The organism is Thalassotalea sediminis, from assembly GCF_030295915.1.
Taxonomy (GTDB): Bacteria; Pseudomonadota; Gammaproteobacteria; order Enterobacterales; family Alteromonadaceae; genus Thalassotalea_C; species Thalassotalea_C sediminis.
Genome location: NZ_AP027361.1, coordinates 3,542,927 through 3,568,539 on the forward strand (window position 1 = coordinate 3,542,927; position 25,613 = coordinate 3,568,539).

Sequence of the window (25,613 nt, forward strand, 5' to 3'; positions counted from 1 at the left end):
AAACAATGCTGTTCAACATTTACTCCATTTGCTTACGTTCTTTCGCTAAAACATCAAGTGCATGCTGCTCATCTAGCTCAGATATTGGTGTTAATAAGCTACCGATAATACCTGCAATGGTACCAGCGGTAATCGCAGGTATTACCGGGTTACCCCAAAAACTTGTCCACTCTGGTGTTAAACTAATTGCCAGTGCGCTGCCTGTAGAACAAATTAATGTCAATATGGCGCCTTGCCAATTGTATCGCGGCCAGAATCTACCAAGTAATCCCGCCACACACATACCTGACATTAAAATCGCAATCATCTTAGTAATATATGAAATAATATCATCAGAGAGCAAAGCGAAGCCAAGCGCAATAGCAATGGTAAAAAAGAGACTAATGCGTGATAACCAAATCACTTTATCTGGTTTAGGCATTCTACCACTGATTAAACGATACAAATCACGCATTGCGACACTTACCGCTGCAATTGCATCGGAACTTGCACTAGACAATGTTGCGGAAATACCAGCAATAATAATGAGTACCCCAAGTGCTAACGGCATAACATTTAACGCAATATGCGGAAAGGCGAACGACGCATTATCTAAATCTTGGTTAATTGCATATGCTGACATGCCAATGATTGCCGGAATAATTGAAAAGCCTAGATATAAAACCCCAGAATAGATAAAAGAACGTCTGATTGAGCTTACACTTTTACCCGAATAAATACGTTGTCTAAATGAAGGTGTTGCTAATATGCCAACCAAGATAGCCAGACTTAATGACATTGCATGAATAGCACCAATTTTGTCAATGGCAAACCAGGAGGTATTTTGCACAGGTTGGGCATCAATCATTGCTTGCCACCCTCCTACATAATCGACAGAAAAATACGCCATCAATACAAAACCAACAAAGAGTATTAACGCTTGTATTGAGTCTGTCCAAACAACTGCTGTGTAGCCACCAATGATCACGTAAATCGCGAAACTAATGGCAATAATCATTTTAGCTATATCAATATCAAGCCCTGTTAACCAAGAAAGATACATACCACCACCGATGATATGCGCGCCCAGCCAACCGATACTGGCAATATAGATAATCACTGCAAGTAAATTTTTAATGAGGGGGTGAGCGCCAACATAGAAGGCAATTTCTTCGCTCATGGTCATGAATTGGTACTTACGTACAGGAGCAAATATCCATGCTAAGAGTAAAATACCCACAGCACCTCCTATACCATATAACATACCAGCCCAACCATTATGGTATGCAAAGCCTACCGCCCCCATTGACGAGCCAGTACCCACCATAGTTGCAACTGTAGTACCTAGTGTTAGTAATAACGGCAAACTACGGCCACCAAGTAAAAAATCTTCACCCGATTTTTGTCGACGTGAAACCCACCAACTTAAGCCAATCATTGCCAGTACATACAAGGCAAACGCGACGAAAAAAATACCTTCCATTAGCTCACTCCCTTTCACCTATCTAAGGTGCTTTGTAGCACGTAACGTCAACTTCTACTTTTACGTCAACCACAAGATCGGCAACCGCACAAATACGTGCCGGCGGATGCTCGCCAAAATACTCTTTAAATACTTTATTAAAAGACTGAAAATAACGAGCATCCGTTAAAATAACCTTAACATGCACGACATCGGCTAAACCGTAACCGGCATCAGTCATAATTTTGATACAGTTATCAATGGCTAATCGTGATTGTTCGACAACACCGCCTTCAACAACTTCACCATCTGTCATTGGCGTCTGACCCGACACATACAACCAGCCACCGGCTTCTACCGCACTTGAAAACGGTAGATGTTGTCCACCTGTACCTACACCACCATCAGCACCAAAACGTGTAATCGTCATCATTTATTCCTCATTGTTTATATGTTTTAAAAATTTTCCTGGGCGGATGGTATTCGAAGCTACCACCCCTGAATTTTCTTGATAAGTTAATTGGCCATTGACCCATAATTTTTTAATGCCAGAAGAAATAGCAAATGGCTGGGTGAAATCTGCGTTATCTAATACGCTATCAGGGTCAAACAAGACAAGGTCGGCAAAATAGCCTTCTTTAATGAGACCTCTGTCAACGAGCTTAAAGTTCTTCGCAGATTTACCTGTCATCTTATGTACCGCTTTCTCTAACGGAAACAGTGCATTGTCTCGGCTATATCTGCCAAGTACTCTTGGAAAAGCACCCCAAAGGCGGGGGTGAGGGTGAGGATCACAGGGTAACCCGTCAGAACCCACCATGCTTCTGTCGTACTGTAAAAATGCCTTAACATCATTTTCGTTCATACCATGATAAACGGCACCTGCTGGCATTAAACGTTTAGCAGCATCCATTAAGCTTAACTGCCATTGTTTGGCAATTGCCGCTAACGTTTGACCTGCCATATCAGGTTCTGCATCCGACCAGGTAATAAATATTTCAAAATCATCAGTCACTTGATTAAGATCTAACGTACTTGAGCTAGCGTGATAAGGGTAACAGTCACATGCAATAGGCTGATGCTTTGATGCTTGTTCGACATGATTAATAATTTCCGCTGATCTTCCCCAATTTTGCTTACCGGCACATTTCAAATGCGAAATAACCACAGGCGATTGTACTTTTTTGCCTAGTGTAAATGCTTCATCTAAGGCATCAATTATGCCGTCAAATTCTGTACGTAAATGTGTGGTGTATAGTGCACCAAATGCGTTTAGCGCTTGCGCTAACGCTTCAGTTTCTTTTGCTGTCGATGCTTTAGCATTTTTATAGGCTAAACCTGTACTCAGGCCCTTTGCTCCATTTTCAAGTGCTCCTTGGAGCAACACCTGCATTTGAGCAATTTCGTCATCGGTTGCCGCACGAGATAAGTCATCCATAACTTGCGCTCTTAACGTTGTATGTCCGACTAATGCAACCACATTCACATTGGGTGGCTTAGACGCTAAATAATCTACATATTCTGACAAACAGCCAAAAGAAAACTCTTCTTGGTTACCCAGTAAATTAATAGGGTCCGGCGGTGCGACATCGAGTTTATAAGGGCTTGCACTTATACCACAATTACCGATCACTACCGTCGACACGCCCTGACTCACTTTCGCCAACATATCGGGGTTACGTATGACTTCTAAATCATCATGCGTGTGAACATCAATAAAGCCTGGCGCTAAAACGAGTCCCTGAGCATTAATTATTTGTTCAGCTTCGGCATCGAAATTACCTATAGCGGCTATTTTCTTATTAGCAATTGCTACATTTACCTGTTTAGCTTTTTCACCACTACCATCGATAACTAGTGCACCTTTAATGATCAAGTCGTACAAAACATTCATCCTTTTATTAATCACCTAATGGCGTTCTATCCGCACTTTGCCGATGTTCATCAAGCTGTAATTTAATACGTCTTAATTTTTCGCGTGATTTTCGTTGGTTTTTTATCGCTACTTCGCTCGCTAACATGTCAATTGCTGCCAGTAATACATAACGCGATGCACTTGGCATATAAATAAAGTCCATTTCTTGCGTTGTTATAGGAAGGTGCACATCAGCAATTGATGCAAGCTCTGCTTGCGGGCAAATTGCGATGATCTTTGCTCCGTAATCTTTAGCAATTTTTGCCGATTCAAATACATCCGGTGTTTTGCCGCTCAGCGATAAACAAATAACCACATCATTAGTATCAATACTCGCCGCTGTCATACGCATTAGCATAGGATCGGAATAGGCGTTACTTTTGACATCAAGTCGAAATAAACGGTGCTGGCATTCTTGGGCAAATATTGTGCTACCACCACCAACGCCAAAAACGAGGCTATGATTTGCAGCGAGAATAAGTTCAGCTGCTTCAATGCATTTCTCTTTCGTGATCAAGCCATTATTTAACTGCAAAATATCTTGAATTGATTGAAAGACTTCTGGCATGTCTTGTAATTCAACGTGTTGCTCATTGTGAAACCGCTCACCTACGGCCGCCGCTTGCGCGAGTTGCAACTTTAAGTCTCTTACATTTTGACAATCTAATGTTTTAGCTAAGCGCGTAATACTGGCATGGCTTACGCCAGCTTGTTCCGCTATCTGATGAATCCCACAACGACTGGCGAAATTCACGTCCTTTCGAATTAAATCGGCTACTTTTTGCTCTGCAGGGCGCATGTGGTCATAGCGCTGAGCAATACGGGTTAATATATCCATTTAAAAGTACGTCTTTACTTGCTTAGTGATCACATGTTCATCATTAACAATGCCAATAAATCGCCATTTATCAAACGTTAAACAAGGATGAGACGTTGAGAAACACATAAGATCACCGGGTTTTAAGTCAGCATCAGTTTCAACTTCTAGCATTAAATGTTGATCCATAATTTTGACGGCGCGCCAATTGCTCGGCGTAGCAACAGGCTTTTCATTACCTGGACGATAATGCAAAACAGGTGTCGGTAAACCTGCATCAAACGCAGCATCTCTTTTTCCTAGCCCGACAATAACAAGGCCTGGTTCAGGGGTAGCATATACGTATGCCCAAACTAATAAGCTAGAAATTAAATCTCCGCCAATATCACACGCAATTTGACTTCGCTGCATGATCGTTTGTTGGGCGTCTTGATAAATCCCAGTATCGTGAATTAAGTAGCAACCGGGCCTAATTATCGGCGTGTAATGAAAAACCTCGTCATGGGTTAACTCTTTAGCGACAACGTCATACCATGCAGAGCCAGCCCCCGTAATGATAATTTCTTTTTTAGCAAAATAGCCCTGTTGATAAAGCGTTGTGAATAACTGTTTAATGGCACGGATAAACTGAATAATGTCAGCTTCGGCATTATCGCCATGAATGACACCTTCGTAAAAACTAATCCCTGATAAACGTAAAGCTGACTGTTCAGCAATGGCATTCACCAGTGGCGTTATATTATCAAGATCTCGCCACCCACATCGTCCACCTGTTACCCCTATTTCAATCAACACATTCAAGGTAGCCTGATGTGTTTCAAAAAATTGCCCTAGATAACGTACGTTTTCGATAGACTCAACAAAACAATAAAATTCTACGTCTGGATCGTTTAAAATATGAACGAGTTGTTGGCAATTAAACTTACCAATCAATTGATTTGCCAGAATAAAGCGTTTAATGCCTTGTTTGTAAGCACTAACAACTTGAGGAATAGTAGCAAGACTAATGCCCCAACAACCTTGCGATAATTGCTGCGAAAAAAGTTCTGGCGCCATCGTTGTTTTGCCGTGTGGCGCTAACTTCACTCCAGCCTGCTCACTAAATCGTTGCATCCAACGCGCATTGCTTTGCAAAGAACGCTCTTCTAACACAGCAACCGGTAAACTAACGTCTTCTTGCAAGATATTCCAACCGGATTTTTCAAGAATAGATGAATCTCCAAATCCTTTATTTACTTGCAATATTCTTTCATTGTCTACCATGTTTTTACCTTGCTACAGAAGCCAAAATGTTAATATATAACATCAATATATCAAAAAAATAGTTACTTAGTAACATTTTTATGTAAAAAAAAGCTCACCGTTATTTATGTTGTTGGCACAGCAACAAAAATAACTGTTCTGCCGGTTCAATGATATATTCATGTTTACGATAAACCAAATGCCAATAAACAGGTAAACCGTCAGGTCCTAGCTGACAAGTTGCTAAAGAACTATCAGGCAAGTAACGGCTTAACTGACGTTTAGAAAAGATAGAGACACCAACATTGGCCTGAACTAATGCTAAAATCGCGTCATTAAAACCTACTTGCAATACTTTACTTGGAATAACACCTGCAGGTTTAAAAAATAGTTCATATTCTCGTTCAGTTTCGACAACGGTAGAGTTTGTCACGTATGTTTGGTCGGTAAAATCTTCAGGGCTTAAGAAAGCTTGCCTAGATTTTTCATGCTTTATCGACAAACATGCAACAAGCTCGTCTTGGGTGATCAACTTCGAGACATATTGTTCTGCATCAACCTCTAGTGAGTCCTTACTACTGGATAAAATCGCTAAATCTACGTCATGATTATATAAGGCTTGTAAAGGTTTAACTGGCTGCTGTGAGGTAATTTCTAGTTCGATTTGCGGATAAACTAAGGCGAATCCTTTCAACACCTCAGGTAACCAAGCAAAACTTGCATAATGAGGCATACTCATTCGTAGTACTTGCTCAACGCCATGGGTCAATCGAGAAATATCATGCTCAGCGCGCGCTAATTCTTGTAATATTTTCTTTGCTGACACCAAAAGGCGCTTACCTGCGTTTGACATATAAATGCGCCGGCCACGTCGATAAAATAGCTGTGTGTTTAATCGCTTTTCTGCTTCTCTAATACGGTTTGTTAAAGCAGGCTGTGTAATAAACAATGCTTGTGCAGCCTCTTTAACCGTTTCACACGTTTCGAGCTGACAGATCATTTTTAAATGACTTATGGTTAACTGGCTTTTACTAATATCCACACGCAAACAATAGATAAATTTTATCAATATTTGATGCTATAACGATAATAAATATTTAACAATATTTAATCTTATACCAATTCGATTAAATCTCGCTAAGTGACCAATATTTATTATCGTTGGTATTACAGATGAGTACGCAAGGCAAACAATTCAGGAAAGAAACTAATATCCAATGCTTTTTTCAAAAAACTTACACCGGATGATCCACCTGTACCCATTTTATGGCCAATAATACGTTGTACCGTATACATATGCTTGAATCGCCATTGCTGAAATGCATCCTCAATATCAATCAGTTTTTCAGCAAGCTCATAGAGCTCAAAGTATTCATCAGCATTACGATATACCGTTAACCAAGCCTTCAAAACCGAGTCGTTCTGTTGATAAGGTTTTGAAAAATCCCGTTCCAGTACATGTTTATCAATGCTGAGACCATTTTTAGCTAATACTTTTAGTACTTCATCATACAAACTAGGCGCATGAAGCACGCTTTCTAGTGAATGATATATGTCAGGGTTATTTTTATGTACCGCTAATAACCCTTCATTTTTATTACCCAACAAAAACTCTAGTTTACGATAGCCGTATGATTGAAAACCTGATGAATGGCCAAGCGCATCACGAAATTTAAGATAATCAACAGGCGTTAACGTTGAAAGAATATGCCAAGACTGCGTCAGTTGATTAAATATTTGCTTCACACGTGAAATCACTTTAAAGGCATGGCCAAAATCGGCATCATGAATATTATCTATTGCGGCGGTTAGTTCATGACCGGCAAGCTTTAACCACAATTCACTACTTTGATGAATAGTAATGAATAGCATTTCATCATGCTGTTTAGATACTGGTTTTTGCGCACTTAATATTTGTGCTAGGCATAAGTAGTCGCCATAAGACATGTCGTTATCAAAGTCGGTATGAATACCATCCTCCATCTCACGGTAATTGCTGGGTTGCTCATCTGACTTAGAGCTATGAAATGGACAACTCATATTATGTCTCCTGCTTAATCGCGGGTAATCGTTCAACACTCATTTGGTGCATCATGTTAAGCACATCGTCATCTTGCCAACGTTGCGCGATATTAGGCACTTTCATTATCTCATCCATGATCTCTGTTTGAATATCTCCAACCTTGAGTGCTGTTTTATAAGGAATATGAGGTGAAAATGTCACCATAGAATACAAAGGAATCCATAATGCAGGGTAACGTTGATGAAACAATGCCTCTATTTTTTTACGTAATAAAAAGCGTTCATCACCTGCTAAATCACTCATTTCTACAAAGTTACGCTGTGCCAATTCGATAATTGCATCGCCATTTTCTTTACGCTCTTGTTGATAAGCACTCAGGGTGCTCTGCCAGTCACCGTTAAAATCATCCAGTAATTCACAAAGTATACGGCAATCTTCAAACCCACAATTCATGCCTTGCCCGTAATAAGGCACCATCGCATGAGCAGCATCACCAATCAGCGCAACTTGATTATTCACTAACCATGGATAAATGTGTACTAAGCATAAGGGTGCAGGCGATTTTGCCATAAACTCATCAACAGGGCTTTGCAAAAATGGCAGCGCATCAGCGAAATTTTCATGGAAAAAATCACGTACGCGACTCGCATCATTTAACGCAGAAAAAGAGACCTCTCCTTCATGGTCCATAAATAAGGTACAAGTAAAAGAACCGTCAGGATTAGGCAATGCGATCAACATAAAGTCTTTTCGTGGCCAAATATGCAATGCGTTTTTTTCCATCACGTGCTCGCCGTTTTGCCCTGCAGGTATTGTCAACTCAATGTAGCTTTGCGGCATATAATCGAGACTATAACTAATACGTTGTTTTGGCAGCTCTTGCATTAAACGCCTTACTTTTGAAAAAGCCCCATCTGCACCAAAAAACAAATCAGTTTGGTGTAACTTTTGCTGTTGATGCTCATCTATGTACATCGCCGTATTCGACTCAAAATCATGCTGCATCAAGCGGTGGGAAAAATGTAAATGAACACCTTCTTCTTGCTCAGCTAATGATATCAACTGTTCATTAATACCTGATCGCGAAACGGACCATATTGCTTGTTTGTCTTTACCATAAGGCTGTTTTGTTAAGTTTCCCGCTTTATCGTGCATGACACGACAGTACATGGGGATGGCGCTTTTTTTTATTTCTTCACCTATGCCTACTGCATTAAGTGCCAACCAACCACGATCAGAAAGTGCCAAATTAATCGACTTCCCTTGATAAATATTGGTTTTTCTCGAGTCTGGGCGAGACTCAAACAGATCTATCGCATAACCTCGCTTAGCTAACATCAACGCAAGCAATGCTCCAACTGGACCTGCTCCGTTAATCGCAATATCAGCTTTAGTATTCACCGTGCAATTCCTCTAGTAAAGACGTTAAACGTTGACCAAACTGATAAACATCTTCAAATGAATTGTATAGTGGCACAGGTGCTAATCTCACAACATCAGGCTCTCTAAAATCAGTAATCACACCAGCCTTTGTCAGGGCATTAAAAAAACGTTTATCAGTACCTATCAACTTAACTGACAATTGACAACCACGCGCTTCAGGTGTGGTCGGCGTAATAATTTGTAACTGTATATTGTCAAACTTTCTCACTACGTCATTAAAAACTAACTGCAGAAAAGCCGTTAACTTAACGCTTTTTTCACGTAATGCTTCAATACCCGCTTGTTGAAATATATCCAACGAAGACTTTAAAACAGCCATCCCCATAATTGGCACATTACTGAGTTGCCACCCTTCTGCCCCCGACATAGGCTCAAAGGTATTCTCCATTAAAAAGCGCCGCTCTTTATTATGTCCCCACCAGCCACCAAAACGCGGAATGGAGGTGTCTTGACCGTGCTTGTCATGTACAAAAATACCCCCGACATTTCCGGCACTGCCATTCAAGTATTTATAGGTGCACCAAGCAGCAAAGTCGACTTGCCACTCATGAAGTTTCAATGGAACATTGCCAACAGCATGCGCTAAGTCAAAACCAGCCAGAGCGCCAACATTATGCGCGGCGGCCGTGAGCGCCTTCATATCAAAAAGTTGCCCCGTGAAATAGTTCACCCCCCCAAAAAACACTAACGCAAGTTCATCGCTATGCTCATTTATCGCAGCCAAAATATCTTGTTCACGAATAGTAAACTCACCTTCACGTGGTGACACTTCAATGATTGCTTCGTCTGGCTCAAAACCGTGATGCTTTACCTGTGTTTCCAGCAAGTAACGGTCAGATGGAAACATTTTAGCTTCACTAATAATTTTGAAGCGTTGTTTCGTTGGGCGATAAAAACTAACAAATAATAAATGAAGATTTGTCGTCAAAGAATTCATACACACCACTTCTGACTGTTGAGCGCCAACAAGTTCAGCACTAGCAGGTGTTAATAATTCATGATAACTAACCCAAGGGTTTCGGCCATGAAAATGCCCTTCTACTCCCCAAGTTGCCCAATCATCCAATTCAACCTGTAAGTAATCTTTAGCTGCTTTTGGCTGCAAGCCTAAAGAGTTTCCCGTGAAATAAAGTACTTGTTCACCATCAATGACAGGATGGAAAAACTTGTCTCGATAGCCTGCTAGTGGATCGTCATTATCAAGTTGTTGAGCGCAAGCTAAGGTATTCGCTAAAGTCATATAATTCTCAGTTAAGATGTAGGTAGCTTAAAAAAATGCTCAGCATTGGTTGCTAATAGTTTTTGTTTATCCTGATCGTTTAACAGCGGCGCGGTTTTGATTAACGCCCCCATTTTTTGTTCTCCCAAAGGAAATGGATAATCAGTACCAAACAACAATCGTTCTATGGTCATTTTCTTAACCAGCAGCGCTAACGCATCATGGTCAAAAACTGCGGTATCGAGATAAAAACGATCGAGGTAATGGCTAGGCGGATATTCAGACTTCCCACGAGCAATATCGCGATGTAGCCATGCATTGTCTAATCGCCCAAGAAGAAACGCAAAAGCACCACCACCATGAGCAAAACAAATTTTCAAGTCTCGGCTGATGCGGTCAAAACCACCACCGAGTATCATCGACACAATAGAAAGCTGGGTTTCTGCAGGCATGCCGACCGTCCATCCCATCATGTAATCTTTTGTACGATTTGCAGCCATCATATCCCAAGGATGCACAAAAACGGGTATTCCCTCGGCGGCACAATGTTGTAAAAACGTTAAAATGCCTTCATCATCCATATTTTTTTCGCCGACGTGATTACCAATTTGAATACCTACATGTCCAGCTGCCATCGCTCGACTCGCTTCCTTACAAGCTGCATCTGTATCTTGTAAAGGCACCTGTGCCATGGCAAATAATCGGCCTTGGCCCTGTTGGCAGATATCTAAAGCGGCATCATTAAATAGCTGTGCGCAGTATAATGCTTGCTCAATTGGCTTTTCGTAGGCAAATAAAATAGGCGTTGCAGAAATAATTTGCTGCGTTACACCTTGCGCATCCATTTCCTCAAGACGCACTTGTGGGTCCCAGCAAGCGGCATATATAGGTCTAAAAGGCTTATCGCCTTTCATTAACATCGCCTTGGCAAACCCTTTATCGTTTTTTTCGTCACTTACGTGGTTTAACCATGGCCAATTATCACCACCAAATTTTTCTTGTAAGCTAGGCCAAGTCTTTGGAAAAAAGTGAGAATGAATATCAACAACGCGCATCACGTTTTCTCCTCTAACGACACCCAGCCTTTAGGTGGTTCTTTACCAGGGTGTATAGCGTGGCACTTAGGACAAGTTCTTGCCTGTTTATCTTGATAAAACGCCTGATAAACAGGGGGAAGATCATCAACAATAGACTTTAGAGTAACTTCTGTGCGATGTACTAATGCGCCGCAATCAAAACAATACCATTCAAATGCGTCTTTAGCGCCTTCAGGTCTTTTAGGCTCGATCACCAAACCAATACTGCCCTCCATCGGGCGCTGCGGAGAATGCCTTACATGCTTTGGTAAAAAGAAGATATCTCCCTCTCGAATAAATACATCTTTGCATTGCCCGTCTTCAATCACCTTGAGTACCATGTCACCTTTAAGTTGATAAAAAAACTCTTCAACAGGGTCATCATGAAAATCAGTCCGCTGATTAGGACCTCCGACAACCGTTACCATCATGTCGGTATCTTGCCAAATTTGTACGTTACCTACAGGCGGCTTCAACAAGTGTTTATGCGCTTCAATCCATTGCTTAAAATTGAAGGCAGATAAATTTGCTTTCATCGTCATTTCTAACCTTTCGCTACGGGTTTATAAGCAACAGCTTTACATTCAATTAATAAATGCGGATGTGGCAATTGATGCACAGCAACCGTGGTTCTTGTTGGTCCATCAAAGTCAAAATATTCGCTATATGTTTCGTTATAGCCTTTAAAGTCATTCATATTGACGAGATATGTACTGATCTCGATAAGATCTGATAACTCGGCCCCTACTGACTGTAAAATATCGCGGATATTTTCTATTACTGCACGCGTTTGCGCTTTTATATCAAGTGTTGTAGCGCCAAACTCATCAACGTCAACACCAACAAAACTGTTATCTGCTCGTCTCGAACTTGTCCCTGAAATATAAATAAAATCCCCAGCACGTTTCACGTGCGGAAATTTACCTCTGGGGACGGCTTTTTCTGCGATTACTTTACTTTCAATTGTCATATGGGTGCTTATCAATATTGATACAAATGTTAACCGGCTCACTGTAGAATGCCATAGAGTGTGCGCCCCCTTCTCGTCCGATACCTGAGAGTTTTACTCCGCCAAATGGTGCTCTTAAATCTCGTAAAAACCAGGTATTCACCCAAACAAGACCAACATCCATTTGTGGTGCAACACGATGGGCTCGTGATAAATTTTCTGTCCAAATCGCCGCTGCTAATCCATAGGCAGTATTGTTTACCCGTTCAACAACTTCGTACTCATCATCAAACACCGAGACATGGCAAATCGGGCCAAAAATTTCCTCTTGGTTTATCGGATCTTCATCCGATAAACCAGTAATAATGGTTGGTTCAATGTAACAACCATTATCACGCTCATCACCAAAACTAGGCACACCTCCCCCGGTAAGAACCTTTGCCCCTGATTTTTTTGCTTGTTGGTAGTAGGACAGTACTTTTTGTTGATGTTGTTTAGAAACTAATGGCCCGATAAGCACATTTGACTCTTTCGGGTAACCTATTTTTATGGCTTCAGCTGCTTTAACGAGTTTTTCGACAAATGCTTGATAAAGAACACGATGCACAAAAACTCTTTCCGTACACAAGCAAACTTGGCCGCAATTGGTAAAGGTTGAACGCGCGACACCTGCAACCGCTTTATCAAGATCTGCGTCTTGAAAAACAATAGCAGCATTTTTACCGCCTAATTCAAAAGAGAGAGGTTTAACCCCTGATGAGACCGCACTCATGATATGTTTACCGGTGGCAGATGCGCCTGTAAACGTGATTGCATCTACCTTGGGATGTTGAGTGAGTGCATCACCAATGTATTTACCTCGACCTAAAATGAGATTAAAGACACCAGCGGGTAAGCCTACTTCATCCATAACTTGCGCGAGTAGATATGCCGTAGAAGATGTTTCTTCTGATGGTTTCAAAATAACACAATTTCCACACGCTAATGCAGGAGCCACTTTCCAAGTCGCTAACAATAAAGGTAAATTCCAAGGTGAAATAATAGCCACAACACCCAAGGGCTTATTTACAGAATAATTTAACGCCTGTTCACCAGTAGCAGTGTCGGTAACAAATGTTTCACCTGTATAAAACTTAGCTAAATCTGCAAAGGTACGAAAATTCGCTGCGGCTCTTGGAATATCGATTGTTTCAACCTGATAAAGTGATTTACCCGTATCAGCAATCTCAGCGTCAATAAATTCAGCTAATCGCGCTTCGATACGATCAGCGACTTTGTGGAGAAGCGCGCTACGTTGTTGAACACTCATTGCTCCCCACTTACTACTTAAAGCTCGCTTAGCAGCAGTAACAGCAAGGTCTACTTGCGCTTGACTTGCTTCACCAATGTCAGCAATTTTTTCACCATTAACAGGGTTTATATTGTCAAAGTAGTGTTCACTACGTTCAAACTTACCATCAATGTAACAGTGTAATGTATCGATCATAATGATCGCGTTCCTTAAGCCCTAATTAATCGACTGTATCGTTAAAGTATAGATAAATATATTTAGTTATTTTTAACAAAAACATAAGAATTTCTGATGTAATTTATGAAGATTGCAATAATTAGTGTTATTAAGTGTTACCGACACTTGTGGTCTGATGAGCAGATGAGTATAATCCGCGCTCACTTTTTCATCACTTAACAACTCAACACGGACGTTCGTTAGCAGGTTTATTAATGAGCGCACTACCAACAGTAATGTTTAATGATAAAACATTAACAATTAAAGCTAATAAAACGTTTACGTTTAGCCACTATCGCACCATTTATGCGATTACAAAATCCAACAATAATGAGTTTGAGCGTATAGAAGTAGATTTTCAAAATACCCTCTATATCGATTCTGCCGGTTTAGGTATGCTATTAATATTACGCGATTTTTGTAGAAAAAACCGTTTAGAACTAGACATCATTAACAGTACGAAGGGAAATACAGCAAGCATGTTGGAGGTGATTGGCCTTACAAGTGGATTTTTAATGGGGCATAGCGCAAACACCCCACTTAATTGTGCATTGAGTGCTTAACAGAAACCAATTAGCATTATATTTTCGCTTGCTGCAGGTAAAGTGCTGCAGCACCTAATAGCGCAGCGTTATCTAACTCGCTTCTCATTATATTCAAGTTATCACGCACATTTTTATAAGGAAATAATGATAACGCCTGCCAAACGGCATCAATGTATAACTCAAAAGATTTCACAACTGAACCACCAACCACAATTAATTTGGGATCAACAGTAAACATTAAATAACTTATTGCTTTAGCCAAGTGCTGACCAAACTCATTAAATAAGTGCTGTGCATCCAGATCACCAGCGCGCGCTTTTTCAGCAAGTTCAGCGCCGTTTACCTGATGTATCTTACTAAAAAACGATCCCGAGCAATAATCATCAATCGTTCCCGATAAATAAGGAATACCTCCCAACTCACCGGCACAACAATTGTTGCCAGTATAGAGTTGGCCATTGAGTATAAAACCTGAACCAAAACCAGTCCCTAAACAAATACCAACAATATTTTGACTTTGACTCGCGATTTTTCCATAGGTTGCTTCGCCGGCGACAAAGCAATTGACATCGTTATTAATGTAAACTGGCAAATTAAAATGATCGGTTAACGCCGTTTTTAAATCATAATGTTGCCATGCTGGAATATTGACCGCATCAAAAACCACACCATTTTCAACGTCTACAATACAAGGAACACCAATAGTAATAGCCGAGGTATCATTCATTCGCATATTTTCAATACCATCGATAAGAAACTGTAATATTTCAGCTAAAGAGCCTTGTGCACAAAACGGCAGTTCACTGTTTGTTTCAATTATACCATTGCGAAAGCGGCCAAAATTTACTTTAGTGCCACCGATATCTAACGTTACTAATGAAAAGGAATGCATCTGATAAACCTAATTAACTCACAAAAAAAATGCCGAGCATATTTGCCCGGCATATTACCTGATAGAAGATTATTGAACGTTAAAACTTCTGCCTGCACGATCGCCTGCGGCATTTCGAGCTCTGACTTTAACATTACCCGATACGGCAACAGGTGCAGTATAAGATTGCCATTTACCGCCATCCACGCTGTATTCTAGCGGCAAACCAGGTAATGAGCTATTGATATGCAATTGCCCGTCAATGATTTTCGCACCAACGGTTGGTACACGGTAAAACACTCCTAACTTGTCGAGCTTAATGAGTTCTTTTTGCGCCACTGCGTTACCAAACTTTTGCCATTTCTCGTCACGTTTCTGCTTCAACGCATCGGTAAAAACACCGGTATTTTGGTTATATTTAGCACCTTCATAGTTATACGGGACAGACCAATCTGCATTATGCCAAGCACGTTCAGCAAGTGAAATTAAGCGTGGATAAAGCATATATTCAGCCTGCTCTTCACTGCGTATTGTTTCACTCCAAATTTGCCCTTGTACACCGGCTACTTTGAAGCCTTTTGGTAACGGTTGATGCGCAATTTTCCCATCTTCACCTTTGGTCAATGTATCGTCAGACTCAAATGGCTGTCCTAATGTCGTTAAGCGAAACTCAGCATTAATCGGTAAATTATCTGGCATAAAGTTAAAAACATTACGGCTATCAATACGACGTGACGCCCAGTTATAACCTCGCTCTTTCGGATCAACCTCATATGGGAAGTCGAAATAAAAAACATCAGGAATCGAAAGAACAACATTCCAACCACGATGTGCTTGCTCACTTACCATTTTGTGAGCGCCCCATGGTAAAGCTCCCCAAATATATGAGTAAACATCTTTAGGCATATTCTCTGCGTGTGTTTCACCTAAACCGTCGTTCCAGCCGCCCACAGAAATACCTTTACTGACGATCATATTAGAAACACGCTCGATAAAGTGCGCGCCAAGATGCTTAATGTCATTAACATCGTTCGATTTATCTGCAACTAACGCTTTACATGCCGGAGACTCAACCCACGCACCTGCTGTTTCGTCAGCGCCAATGTGATACATGTTTAACGGATGTTTTGCTTCTTTATGCATCGCGATAAGATCTTCTAACACACGGTCAACAAAGCTATATGAAGATTCTAAACAAACATTAATTGTATTGTCGTTATAGTTTTGAATTGATCGATACTCAGTTTTATCTTCCAAATCTGACAATAAATACTTCGTCGCTTCTACTTCATTCTCTTCTGCCATAAAGCGACGGTACCGTGCTTCCATTGCTTTTACTGCCACTCGAGAGTGACCTGGCATATCCAACGAAGGAATAACCTGAATGTGATGACGACTCGCATAATTTAAGATATCAAGATAATCTTGCACACTGTAATAGCCATCTCGATCGCTAGCATCACCGCCGCCTAATTGTGGTTGCATACAATGTTTGTCGGATAAATCTAAGCAACGCTTTGAACCAATTTCTGTTAATTCAGGAAAACTTGGTAATTCAATGCGCCAGCCTTCATCTTCTGCTAAATGCATATGGAGTTTATTTAATTTATATGCACCCATTTGTTCAATTAAACGAAAAATCATCGCCTTGTCATGAAAATTACGTGCTACATCCATATGCTGACCGCGATAACCATACATAGGTGCATCTTCAATGCTAACAAATGGCAACGTTAACTCTTCAGTGATTAATAAACTCGCCATCGTTTGGACACCATAAAAAGCACCCGCCAAATCAGCTGCTGCAATAGTGACACCTTCATCTGACGTGGTTAACTGATAACTTTCTGCTTTTCGCAAACCTTTATCAATACTGATCTTAACGGGAATACCATTATCACTTTGACTAACACCCAATTTAGCTAAACGCTCAAAAGCAGCACTTACATCTGATGCTTCTAGACCAAGATATGATACTGATAAGCCTTTCGATACATCTAAGCTTTTATCTTCATCAGTAACTGTTATCTGACTAGGTGTTGGAATAACAGTTGTAGCGAGATCACTGTTATCTACCTTAATATCAGCGTTATGATCGTATAACCAAGCAGCATTTGCATATTGATTTATGTCATTAGGCGCAGATTTAATTTGATGAGGAATATCAGTATAGGGCTCAATCCACGGCGTTAATTCTAGTTTAGTTTCTGGATCGATTGTCGTGCGCGTACTATCAATAACGGCAGGTGTTAAACCATTACCCGCCACCCAATAGTTAGGCATTAACTGCGAATGCGTTAAGGCTGTCGCCGCCATATACACTTGAATAGATTGCGTTTCACCGGCTTTGAAACCTGTAAACGCTTCTGTAGGTGTTATTCGATGAATGTCACCATTGTAAAACTCAATAGATAACGTATCTGACTTACCCGAATAAATCGGATAAACTTGCGAATAATAAATCTGCCAATCATTGACATTGATATCAGTCGGCGAGGTAAATTTAATATGGGCGCTAAAGCAGTGTTTAACCTCTTTACCATCACGATCAGGACAATCAGTTTCAATGTTACTTAGTACCTGATATTTAACATCAAGTGTTTTTGCCAGCGTATTCAGCGTTTGCTGATCTAAACTGACAATTTCAGCTTTTTCAACTGCTGATTGAGATACTGTTTTTTCTTGACTGCACCCTGCAACGGCAAGCGCTATAGCACTACAAGCAAGAAAACTTCGTGATAATTTCATGAGTATATTACCTTTTTTTGTTTAGCTGCTCCCAGGAGCAACAACGTTTAAAACGGGTATTACGACGTGGAAGTTTCCACTGACGTTTTTTTAAATAATTTTATGGTTTTATTCACCACTAAAGGTTTTGCCCAAAATCCAATTGAAAAAATATAACCAAGGGTGATATAAACTACCACCATACCTATGCGCAGATCACCGGTCATATCAGCAATTAAGCCAATAAGGGGTGACGCTAAACCCCCACCGACGATGCCCGTACATAAAATGCCAGCAAAAGAGCCATGATGTTCTGCAACCGAATTTAACGCGAGTGAAAAAATAACTGACCACATAACAGACAGGAAAAAACCCACCATTGGAAATGCGATAACTGAAATCTCTGCGCGACCAAATAATGCAAATGACAGCGCTATCATTGCAGCACCAGAAAAAAGTTTCAAGACCAAACGGCTATCAAACAACTTCACGAGTACTAAACCTAGTAAACAACCAACAGTAAGCATGAACCAAAATTCACTGACTGTTTCTGCACCAACAGTAACTGGATCTAAACCATGATAACGTTCTAAAAACAACGAAATAGCATTGGCAACACCTTGTTCGGTGCCAACGTACGCCGCAATACCGATAAAAAATAAGATCACAGATTTATTTTTTAACAGTTGTTTGTATATGCCGACTGCACCTACCGCTTCTTCATCATTAAGCTCAACTTTCGGCAATCTAATGAGGGCAATAAAAACGAGCATGGCTATCGAAACAGCAGCGAAAATCCAATACATGGAGAGCCAACTCATATTTGCTGGCACATTACTATTGAAAAAGCCAATAACACCATTCGTTTCACCAGCTGCCATTGATTGCACAACATTGCTGTAGACGATTGGGCTTAAGGTTGCTGCGCCGCCAAAAAGTAGTTGGGCCATAACAGAATAAAACGCGAAATGCTCTTGTCCGCCAGAAACACGAAGTAACGGGTTGATAGCCACTTGCAACATCGCCATGCCGGTACCGATCAAAAATAAAGATCCCATTGCCATAACAAAGCTAGGATTAATGGCGAAAAGAAGTGAGCCGATAGCTGCCATAACAAATGCGGTTAGCATGACGAATTTTTCACCGTATTTATCAACCAAAATACCAGACGGTATCGACATTACACCGTAGGCAGCAAAAAATGAAAATGGCAAGAAGCCTGCCACGGCAAGACTAATATTAAAGTCTTCTACCAATGATGGAAATAGAGGCCCTAAAATGTTGGTAATAAAAGAAATGGCAAAAAAGGTAACAAGTACCAGTACCACCCCCGTATAATTTGTTTTCATACTCATATCCATTTGTTTATTATTGTTTCCGTATTCACTAAACGAAGTTCGTTATCGGCATCGAATTCATTTGAGCCAGTAACCTTTGTACTTTATCCAAGCAGTGTTCACCAGCAGAAAAGTTTTCATTTACACCTACATTTTTGTAAATACTTACTTGTGTGTTAACGATTACATCAAGACACAACATGGCGTAAACGTTCACTAACATTACGCCACGCTGTGTCTTATACATTAAATTTTTATAAATATTTTTCGCTCATATAACCATTTAGAACACCACCAGAAAAAGGTGACATGTAACAATGCGAACAAAAATGAAGCGAATTTTTCAGGGAATACAGCGGCGAGACTGTTAAACATAAAGTGGTGAATAGTGCCGTCACCAACAGGGAAAAAGTTATAACTGGCAACCCATATCCAAGAAAGCACATAAATAAATAATGGGTTAGTTCCATAGACTAACAACGGCTTAACAGGTTTTTCGAGCTTTTTAATATCAATTAAATAAACGAACAATGCCAAGGTTAAGCACGCATACCCTGCTGTGTATATAACGTAAGAGCTAGTCCATAGTGCTTTATTGATTGGAATCACAAAATCCAATACTAAGCCAACAACAAGTCCAATTACGCCTAATTGGATCAACTTGATCATTGAAGCTCGTTTATCCTCTAATTGGCTGATAATACGCGTTACTTCAAAACCAAATAGAGCGCTGACAATCGCGGGAATAGTACTGAGTAATCCTTCAGGATCAAACGGCACACCAAAACCGCCATAAATATGGTTAGCACCCAGAACAGCCAAGTCGACTTGACGCACTAAGTTATTTTCTAATGTATAAGCACCATCGCCTACCGACATTAGCAGCATGTGATAGCCTATAAGAATAAGCGCAGAAGTAATGAAAACGCCACGTTGTTTAAAGAGTAAAACAATAAAAGCGGCAAATACATACGCAATACCGATACGTTGTAAAACGCCCATAACGCGCCAAGTATCTGGATCTGATGTAAATGGATAGATGTTTAGTAAAAAGCCGATTAAAAAAATTAAAAAACCGCGTTTTACTACTTTAAAAGCAATTGCAGGTTCAAGCTGAAAATCTTGCTTTTTAAAAGCAAAAAACATCGCTGAGCCAACAATAAACATAAAAAATGGAAATACTAAATCTGTTGGCGTTAAGCCATGCCAACTTGCGTGGAGCAAAGGCGGGTAAACAAAAGACCAAGAACCAGGTGTATTCACTAAAATCATTAGCGCAATCGTAAGTCCACGAAAGGCATCAAGAGCAATGTAACGTTGCACTATTTTCTCCAGAATTAATTAACTAGCTAGTCAACTATAGTGCCATTGCGAAAACAAATGGTCAGCAAAGCACAATAGCTAACCATAGTGACGAAACAGACACTACGCATATAATTATGATAGAGGTGGCATATTCACTGAGCACTGAAGACCACCTAACTTTCCTTGTTCTTCAGCGTTATTGAATTGCGTAATCGAGATTTAAACTAACGCATCACACAATAACCTTATTAGCTCCCCTTAGTGTGCTTGCTAAGTTCACTAGATAGGTATACTTTTCTAACCTTTAATGATACTTTTCTATCACCCTTAGTTAAAGTGCAATCTTATGAAACTTGTTTTTGAAAAAATTTTGCCTTCCGATAACCTCTCTTGGCGTTATTGGCTCTATGAACAAGAGAACATAGGGTTTCATTGGCACTACCACCCCGAATACGAAATAGCATTAATACTCAATAGTAAAGGTCAACGCTATGTTGGCGATAATATTGATAATTACAATGAATTCGACATGGCATTTATTGGCCCAAATATGCCGCACACGTGGTGCTCTTCTTTAGAAGTTAATGGCCAAAAACAACATACCTATGTCGCGCAAATACCCAAGGCTTGGCTAGAAGGTTTAATCTACGGCATGCCTGATTTGGCATCACTTAAAAATCTACTTACACTGTCACGGCGAGGCATTAAGTTTAGTAAACAAGCCGTCGTTCAGGCAGCAAAGATATTTGCAAAAATGGAGCAAGAGGATGCAACTAGTCGCTTTATAGGGTTAATGGATATTTTACACATTATGGATCGCGATCAAGACAAACAAGTGCTCTCGAGTGATGGCTTTAAATTAACCACTACCTCTGATCCTTCAACCGAAAAAATTGATAAAGCAGTACGATATATTCACGAACATTACACTGACGCAATTTGCGCTAACGATATCGCGACGTTATTGCACATGAGTACCAATCATTTCCATCGTTTTTTTAAGCATCATACTGAACAAACATTTACCGAGTTTGTTAATCAACTTCGCATTAGTAAAGCCTGTTCTTTGTTGATCAACACAACCAAACCGATTTACACCATCAGCGACACTTGCGGCTTTAATAATATTTCAAACTTTAATCGTCGTTTTTTACAATTTAAAGCGATGAAACCTAGTGAATTTAGAAAAATTTATACGGGTAAAAATGCCGTCTTGGTATAGAAAATAAGCGGCTAACGCCACTTATTTTCTAACAGCATACTATGAAGAAACTTGGTGTAAATGAACATCTCTTTGTGGAAACGGTATAGTAATGCCTTCACGATCGAACGCCAATTTCACTTGTTCAATAATCGTAAAATGATAGTCCCAATAATGCTCTGATTTTATCCATGGGCGCACATAAAAATTCACAGAACTTGCACCATGTTCAGCAACATATATATCTGGCGCAGGGTCTTTTAATGTTCGGCTATCAGCCATTAACACAGACGAAATAATTTCCCGTGTTTTCTGAATATCGTCGCTATAGCTAATACCAAAAACCATATCAACGCGGCGTGTTGATTCGCAAAAAACATTTTTCACACAACCATTAGATAACAACCCGTTAGGAATAATCACTCTTTGGTTGTCTACGGTAAGCAGAATAGTATTAAATATTTGGATTTCAATAACCTTACCAGCATAGCCTTGTGCATCAATAAAATCGCCTGCTTTGAAAGGTCTGAAAAATAAGATCAAAATACCACCGGCAAAATTCGCCAAGCTCCCCTGCAACGCTAAGCCTATAGCTAGCCCCGCAGCACCTAAAACAGCAATCAATGATGCAGTTTCAATACCTATCATTGACGCAAAAATTACAATTTGAATGGCTTTAAAAGAGATAAAAATAATGCTGTGTAAAAACTGCTTAAGGGTAATTTCTACGCCCTTTTTTTCCATCGCGATATCGATCGTTTTCATCAACCGCTTGATGAGCCATTGCATAACGATAAAGACGAGAATTGCCATGAGGAGTTTGGTACCAAACTGAATCGACATTTCACTAAACATTTGCGCGTAGGACTCTAGTTGGTTTACATCAACATTTAAGGCTTGAGAGGCTGTATCGACAGCTTTATCTACCGTTGAATCGACTTGAGGCGTTTTAGTATCTTCCATAATGTTAGGTATTGTTAATTAAATGTATTCTTAGTGTAGTGAAGATACGAAACAATAGAAATAATTTTAGAATTTTAATGTAGTTATTTCTTTTTCTAGCAAGTTCTGTAAAGATGTTCAGGGCTTATACTAATAACAATAATTTAACATGCGTTCTATATTAAAACTGCTCATCTTAATAACGAAAGATTTCTCTATTTTTTCTTCGCCAGGATTACGGCATATTCGTTGGTGGTTGTATCGACAATATTATAATGCAGAACGATTATATGTTGACACTAGAGTCACAATTACGAAAGCCCATACAAATCAATCGAGTCTGTTACAAATGGGTGAAGATGTACGCATTGGTAAAGATGTTTATATAGACTTTTCTGGCGGATTAACTATAAGCGATCACGTGTCCATATCAGAAGGTACGAAAATATACACACACAATCATAATATTCACGATGGACACAAGAATTGGCAAAAAAATGGGATAACATTTTCCTCTTTACAGATAGAGAAATACTGCTGGATCAGTGCAAATGCCATTATATTACCTTCTGTAACCGAAATAGGTGAAGGTGCCGTAATAGCTGCTGGAGCCATACTAACAAAAAATGCCGAACCATATTGTATTTATGCTGGGAATCCTGCCAAGAAAATTGGCAAAAGGCGCGTTAATGAAGATCAACAGTAAAATACTATTTAGTTTTTCAATTTATGGGAGTGGTATACTCGCGTTTTTTCTTGCAGATTTGTATGTAGTCGCGCATTTTTCACCGACAGTAGCAACCGATTGGGCATTTTATAAGTCTGCACTTTTTATTCTCACCAGCTTTTCGGTACTAGGGCTTGATCAAGTAATCGTTCGTCATCCAAATATCAGTAAAAATATTCTTTACCAATTTCTTATTAACAGTATTAGTATTGGAATAGTTAGTTACTCTATTTTTGTATATCTATCGCCAGTAACGATTGAAGCGGAAAAACTTGTCTGCAGTATATTTTTATTGAGTTACATTACATTGAGCGCCGCAGTTTTTCGCGCCAATCGTGCTTTAGTTTACGCCCAAGTAGCGACCAATGGTTGGAAAATATTAACGCTAGCTTTTATTGTATTTACCACTTTTGAAACTGACCACTGGTTTCTACTCAGCCTCTTTATATTTGCAGGCATTACAACGTTAACACTCTTAATCAGTAAGCTTTTAAGGCAACAAGCTACACAGCGACTATCGTCACAACACGATTTGCGACACTTAGGTTATTCATTCTTTTTTCACAACATGACACTCGTTGTAGCAATTTACGGGGAGCAATTAATTATTAATGCTCTTGGTTATCAAAAAGTGGCTTATACACTGTATGCACATTTCGTAATTTTTACACCTTTAGCCCTCAGTTTGTATGGCTTTTTCGGCTTCTACTTAGCACCTAAAATCAGGCATATGACTTTATTTTCTATCGAGCACTATCATCAATATATGCGCTACATTGGCCTTATTTCTTTTGTTTTATCTCTAGTATCAATATTTATAGGTTTTCTTTTATATCAACTTATTTTCATAGATAAAAACATACAATTACAACCGACAATTATCGGTTCGTTATTTATCGTATGTTTGGCAAGAGGCTGTTATACACTTTCTTCATCCTGTTTAGGATTATTTGCCACTCAAAAAAAGCTTTCTTATACCGCTAAATTAAACTGGTTGTTAATGCTGTTCTACCTCCTTTGCTTATATATCACATTAATTTCCACTCTCTTACCGAATAACAAAATGGCAAGCATTGCGTTATTGACGGCGGTACATTGGTGTTGCCGTACATATATTTCTCATAAATATGCAAAACTTGCTATTCAGCGAAAGGTCATATCATGAGTTCGAATAACATATTGGAAATTATTGCCCCCGTATCTGCTTTATCCAATCGAACACGGCTTTATAAGCTAGCAAGCTATCTCATTAACGACAAAAAAGTGGCATGTATTCATCATGTAGCCTGGGTGAGAGCCAAGTCAGAAGCAAATGAAACAGAACTCCCAGCTGATAACATAAAAACAACAGCCCTCATTAATGGTGGTGGTTATGGTGGAAAGCTAACTAAATTTTTATATCTAATTTGGATGATTCGCGTCTTTTTCTATTGTCTATTTAGAAGGCATCAGTCACCTGTTTGGGCACTTGGATTTGAAAGCGCATTTCCTGCATTACTGGCCTCTAAATTCAGAAAATTTGATATTATCTTCGATGATGCCGATAGGTTTTCTCTGGTTTTTCCATTTCCAGCTTTCATAAAAAAAGTCATCCAAAAATTAGAAAAATATACTTCTGAACAAGTACTTGTTCATGTTGTTCCTGGCACTGAAAGGTACAATTTTGCAATTAACAATAGTTTTGTTTTAAAAAATACACCGAGCAGAGCTGAGGTTGAAAAAGCAAAAGTGCTTTATCAACAGCGCACCTGGCCGACTGCAAAATTAATCATCAACGTAAATGGTTGGTTAGGAAAAGACAGAGGAATGGATGCTGCGCTGTACATCGCAAAATCCTATAACGCAGAACAAGTACAACTTATTGTCGCCGGTAAAGTCGATTGTGAGGCAGCAAAGCAATTGGTTGCGCTTAACAATGTCACCTACCTAGGTAAAGTATCTAATGCAATGGCTTTAGCATCTTATCTATGCGCCGATTATGTGCTGACTTATTACGACCCAAATACTGAAATCAATAAACTCGCACAATCAAATAAATGGGGCGACGCACTATGTATGGGAACGAATATCATTGTAAATAGTGAAGTTGTTACGGCTCAATTTCTAAAAAAATATCACAACACTATCATGACGCCTTACCATGACTTATCTTCATTAAGACAAGCTATTGATAATGTATTAGCTCATGGTAGAGATAAAGGCCGCATTGACACAAGCAGTTTAACCTATGAGCAACAATTAGAAGACCTCTTTGCCAAGGTAACAATGAATGAATAGTTCGTCTTTCATTAGCCTATCTGCTTACAAACGTTTAATCGGATTGACG

General features: G+C 39.7%; 24 protein-coding genes. 5 read left to right on the top strand and 19 right to left on the bottom strand.

Features of this window, described 5'->3' with window-relative positions; translation table 11 throughout:
- Positions 1 to 19: 19 nt before the first annotated feature.
- From QUE09_RS16100 to QUE09_RS16160, 13 genes are all read right to left on the bottom strand, one after another.
- Positions 20 to 1,462, bottom strand: a complete 1,443-nt coding sequence (locus tag QUE09_RS16100; protein WP_286233891.1) for a sodium:solute symporter family protein — start codon at positions 1,460 to 1,462, stop codon at positions 20 to 22.
- A gap of 22 nt (positions 1,463 to 1,484) precedes the next feature.
- Positions 1,485 to 1,871 carry a RidA family protein gene (locus QUE09_RS16105; RefSeq protein WP_303475876.1) on the bottom strand — a complete coding sequence of 129 codons (387 nt, stop codon included), beginning with the start codon at positions 1,869 to 1,871 and terminating at the stop codon, positions 1,485 to 1,487.
- Positions 1,872 to 1,874: 3 nt separating this feature from the next.
- The gene (locus QUE09_RS16110) at positions 1,875 to 3,335 is read right to left on the bottom strand and encodes an N-acyl-D-amino-acid deacylase family protein (protein ID WP_286233893.1); all 1,461 of its coding nucleotides are present in this window, start codon (positions 3,333 to 3,335) and stop codon (positions 1,875 to 1,877) included.
- A gap of 7 nt (positions 3,336 to 3,342) precedes the next feature.
- On the bottom strand, positions 3,343 to 4,194 hold the full coding sequence (locus QUE09_RS16115) for a MurR/RpiR family transcriptional regulator (protein ID WP_286233894.1): 852 nt from the start codon (positions 4,192 to 4,194) through the stop codon (positions 3,343 to 3,345).
- Positions 4,195 to 5,436, bottom strand: a complete 1,242-nt coding sequence (locus QUE09_RS16120) for an amino acid deaminase (protein ID WP_286233895.1) — start codon at positions 5,434 to 5,436, stop codon at positions 4,195 to 4,197.
- 100 nt (positions 5,437 to 5,536) lie between these two features.
- Positions 5,537 to 6,457 carry a LysR family transcriptional regulator gene (locus QUE09_RS16125; protein ID WP_286233896.1) on the bottom strand — a complete coding sequence of 307 codons (921 nt, stop codon included), beginning with the start codon at positions 6,455 to 6,457 and terminating at the stop codon, positions 5,537 to 5,539.
- Positions 6,458 to 6,582: 125 nt separating this feature from the next.
- On the bottom strand, positions 6,583 to 7,455 hold the full coding sequence (kynA, locus tag QUE09_RS16130) for a tryptophan 2,3-dioxygenase (protein ID WP_286233897.1): 873 nt from the start codon (positions 7,453 to 7,455) through the stop codon (positions 6,583 to 6,585).
- 1 nt (position 7,456) lies between these two features.
- A complete protein-coding gene (locus QUE09_RS16135; protein ID WP_286233898.1) occupies positions 7,457 to 8,839 on the bottom strand; it encodes an FAD-dependent oxidoreductase in 1,383 nt (460 codons plus the stop codon).
- Positions 8,829 to 10,121, bottom strand: coding sequence for a kynureninase (gene kynU / locus QUE09_RS16140; RefSeq protein ID WP_286233899.1), 1,293 nt, complete (start codon positions 10,119 to 10,121; stop codon positions 8,829 to 8,831). The genes QUE09_RS16135 and kynU overlap by 11 nt, the downstream gene beginning before the upstream one ends.
- Before the next feature lie 11 nt (positions 10,122 to 10,132).
- Positions 10,133 to 11,155, bottom strand: coding sequence for an amidohydrolase family protein (locus QUE09_RS16145; protein ID WP_286233900.1), 1,023 nt, complete (start codon positions 11,153 to 11,155; stop codon positions 10,133 to 10,135).
- On the bottom strand, positions 11,155 to 11,718 hold the full coding sequence (locus tag QUE09_RS16150) for a 3-hydroxyanthranilate 3,4-dioxygenase (protein ID WP_286233901.1): 564 nt from the start codon (positions 11,716 to 11,718) through the stop codon (positions 11,155 to 11,157). Before QUE09_RS16150 ends, QUE09_RS16145 begins: the two co-directional genes overlap by 1 nt.
- 2 nt (positions 11,719 to 11,720) lie before the next feature.
- A complete protein-coding gene (locus QUE09_RS16155; RefSeq protein ID WP_286233902.1) occupies positions 11,721 to 12,146 on the bottom strand; it encodes a RidA family protein in 426 nt (141 codons plus the stop codon).
- Complete coding sequence (locus QUE09_RS16160; RefSeq protein WP_286233903.1) at positions 12,136 to 13,611, bottom strand: 2-hydroxymuconic semialdehyde dehydrogenase; 1,476 nt, start codon at positions 13,609 to 13,611, stop codon at positions 12,136 to 12,138. The genes QUE09_RS16155 and QUE09_RS16160 overlap by 11 nt, the downstream gene beginning before the upstream one ends.
- 236 nt (positions 13,612 to 13,847) lie before the next feature.
- On the opposite strand from QUE09_RS16160, the gene QUE09_RS16165 reads away from it, so the two are divergent.
- The gene (locus tag QUE09_RS16165; protein WP_286233904.1) at positions 13,848 to 14,195 is read left to right on the top strand and encodes an STAS domain-containing protein; all 348 of its coding nucleotides are present in this window, start codon (positions 13,848 to 13,850) and stop codon (positions 14,193 to 14,195) included.
- 16 nt (positions 14,196 to 14,211) lie between these two features.
- On the opposite strand, the gene QUE09_RS16170 is transcribed toward QUE09_RS16165, so the two are convergent.
- The 5 genes from QUE09_RS16170 to QUE09_RS16190 form a co-directional block, all read right to left on the bottom strand.
- The gene (locus tag QUE09_RS16170) at positions 14,212 to 15,069 is read right to left on the bottom strand and encodes an ROK family protein (RefSeq protein ID WP_286233905.1); all 858 of its coding nucleotides are present in this window, start codon (positions 15,067 to 15,069) and stop codon (positions 14,212 to 14,214) included.
- A gap of 69 nt (positions 15,070 to 15,138) precedes the next feature.
- Positions 15,139 to 17,796, bottom strand: coding sequence for a beta-N-acetylhexosaminidase (locus QUE09_RS16175; RefSeq protein WP_286233906.1), 2,658 nt, complete (start codon positions 17,794 to 17,796; stop codon positions 15,139 to 15,141).
- 59 nt (positions 17,797 to 17,855) lie between these two features.
- On the bottom strand, positions 17,856 to 19,124 hold the full coding sequence (locus QUE09_RS16180) for an MFS transporter (RefSeq protein WP_286233907.1): 1,269 nt from the start codon (positions 19,122 to 19,124) through the stop codon (positions 17,856 to 17,858).
- Between the two features lie 37 nt (positions 19,125 to 19,161).
- Positions 19,162 to 19,335: a hypothetical protein gene (locus tag QUE09_RS16185; protein WP_286233908.1), complete on the bottom strand. Its 174-nt coding sequence runs from the start codon at positions 19,333 to 19,335 to the stop codon at positions 19,162 to 19,164.
- Positions 19,336 to 19,358: 23 nt separating this feature from the next.
- Positions 19,359 to 20,435, bottom strand: a complete 1,077-nt coding sequence (locus tag QUE09_RS16190) for an acyltransferase family protein (RefSeq protein ID WP_286233909.1) — start codon at positions 20,433 to 20,435, stop codon at positions 19,359 to 19,361.
- A 328-nt stretch (positions 20,436 to 20,763) separates the two neighbouring features.
- On the opposite strand from QUE09_RS16190, the gene QUE09_RS16195 reads away from it, so the two are divergent.
- Positions 20,764 to 21,639, top strand: a complete 876-nt coding sequence (locus tag QUE09_RS16195; RefSeq protein ID WP_286233910.1) for an AraC family transcriptional regulator — start codon at positions 20,764 to 20,766, stop codon at positions 21,637 to 21,639.
- A gap of 39 nt (positions 21,640 to 21,678) precedes the next feature.
- Here the strand turns inward: QUE09_RS16195 and QUE09_RS16200 are convergent, their stop codons facing one another.
- Positions 21,679 to 22,581, bottom strand: coding sequence for a mechanosensitive ion channel family protein (locus tag QUE09_RS16200; protein ID WP_286233911.1), 903 nt, complete (start codon positions 22,579 to 22,581; stop codon positions 21,679 to 21,681).
- Between the two features lie 148 nt (positions 22,582 to 22,729).
- Here QUE09_RS16200 and QUE09_RS16205 point away from each other — a divergent pair, with 148 nt between their 5' ends.
- Genes QUE09_RS16205 through QUE09_RS16215 form a run of 3 tightly spaced genes read left to right on the top strand, consistent with a single transcriptional unit; the run spans position 22,730 to position 25,564 of the window.
- A complete protein-coding gene (locus QUE09_RS16205) occupies positions 22,730 to 23,266 on the top strand; it encodes an acyltransferase (RefSeq protein ID WP_286233912.1) in 537 nt (178 codons plus the stop codon).
- Positions 23,250 to 24,452 carry a hypothetical protein gene (locus QUE09_RS16210; protein ID WP_286233913.1) on the top strand — a complete coding sequence of 401 codons (1,203 nt, stop codon included), beginning with the start codon at positions 23,250 to 23,252 and terminating at the stop codon, positions 24,450 to 24,452. The genes QUE09_RS16205 and QUE09_RS16210 overlap by 17 nt, the downstream gene beginning before the upstream one ends.
- Entirely contained in the window at positions 24,449 to 25,564 is a 1,116-nt protein-coding gene (locus QUE09_RS16215) for a glycosyltransferase family protein (RefSeq protein ID WP_286233914.1), read from the top strand. The genes QUE09_RS16210 and QUE09_RS16215 overlap by 4 nt, the downstream gene beginning before the upstream one ends.
- The last annotated feature ends 49 nt before the right edge of the window (positions 25,565 to 25,613 follow it).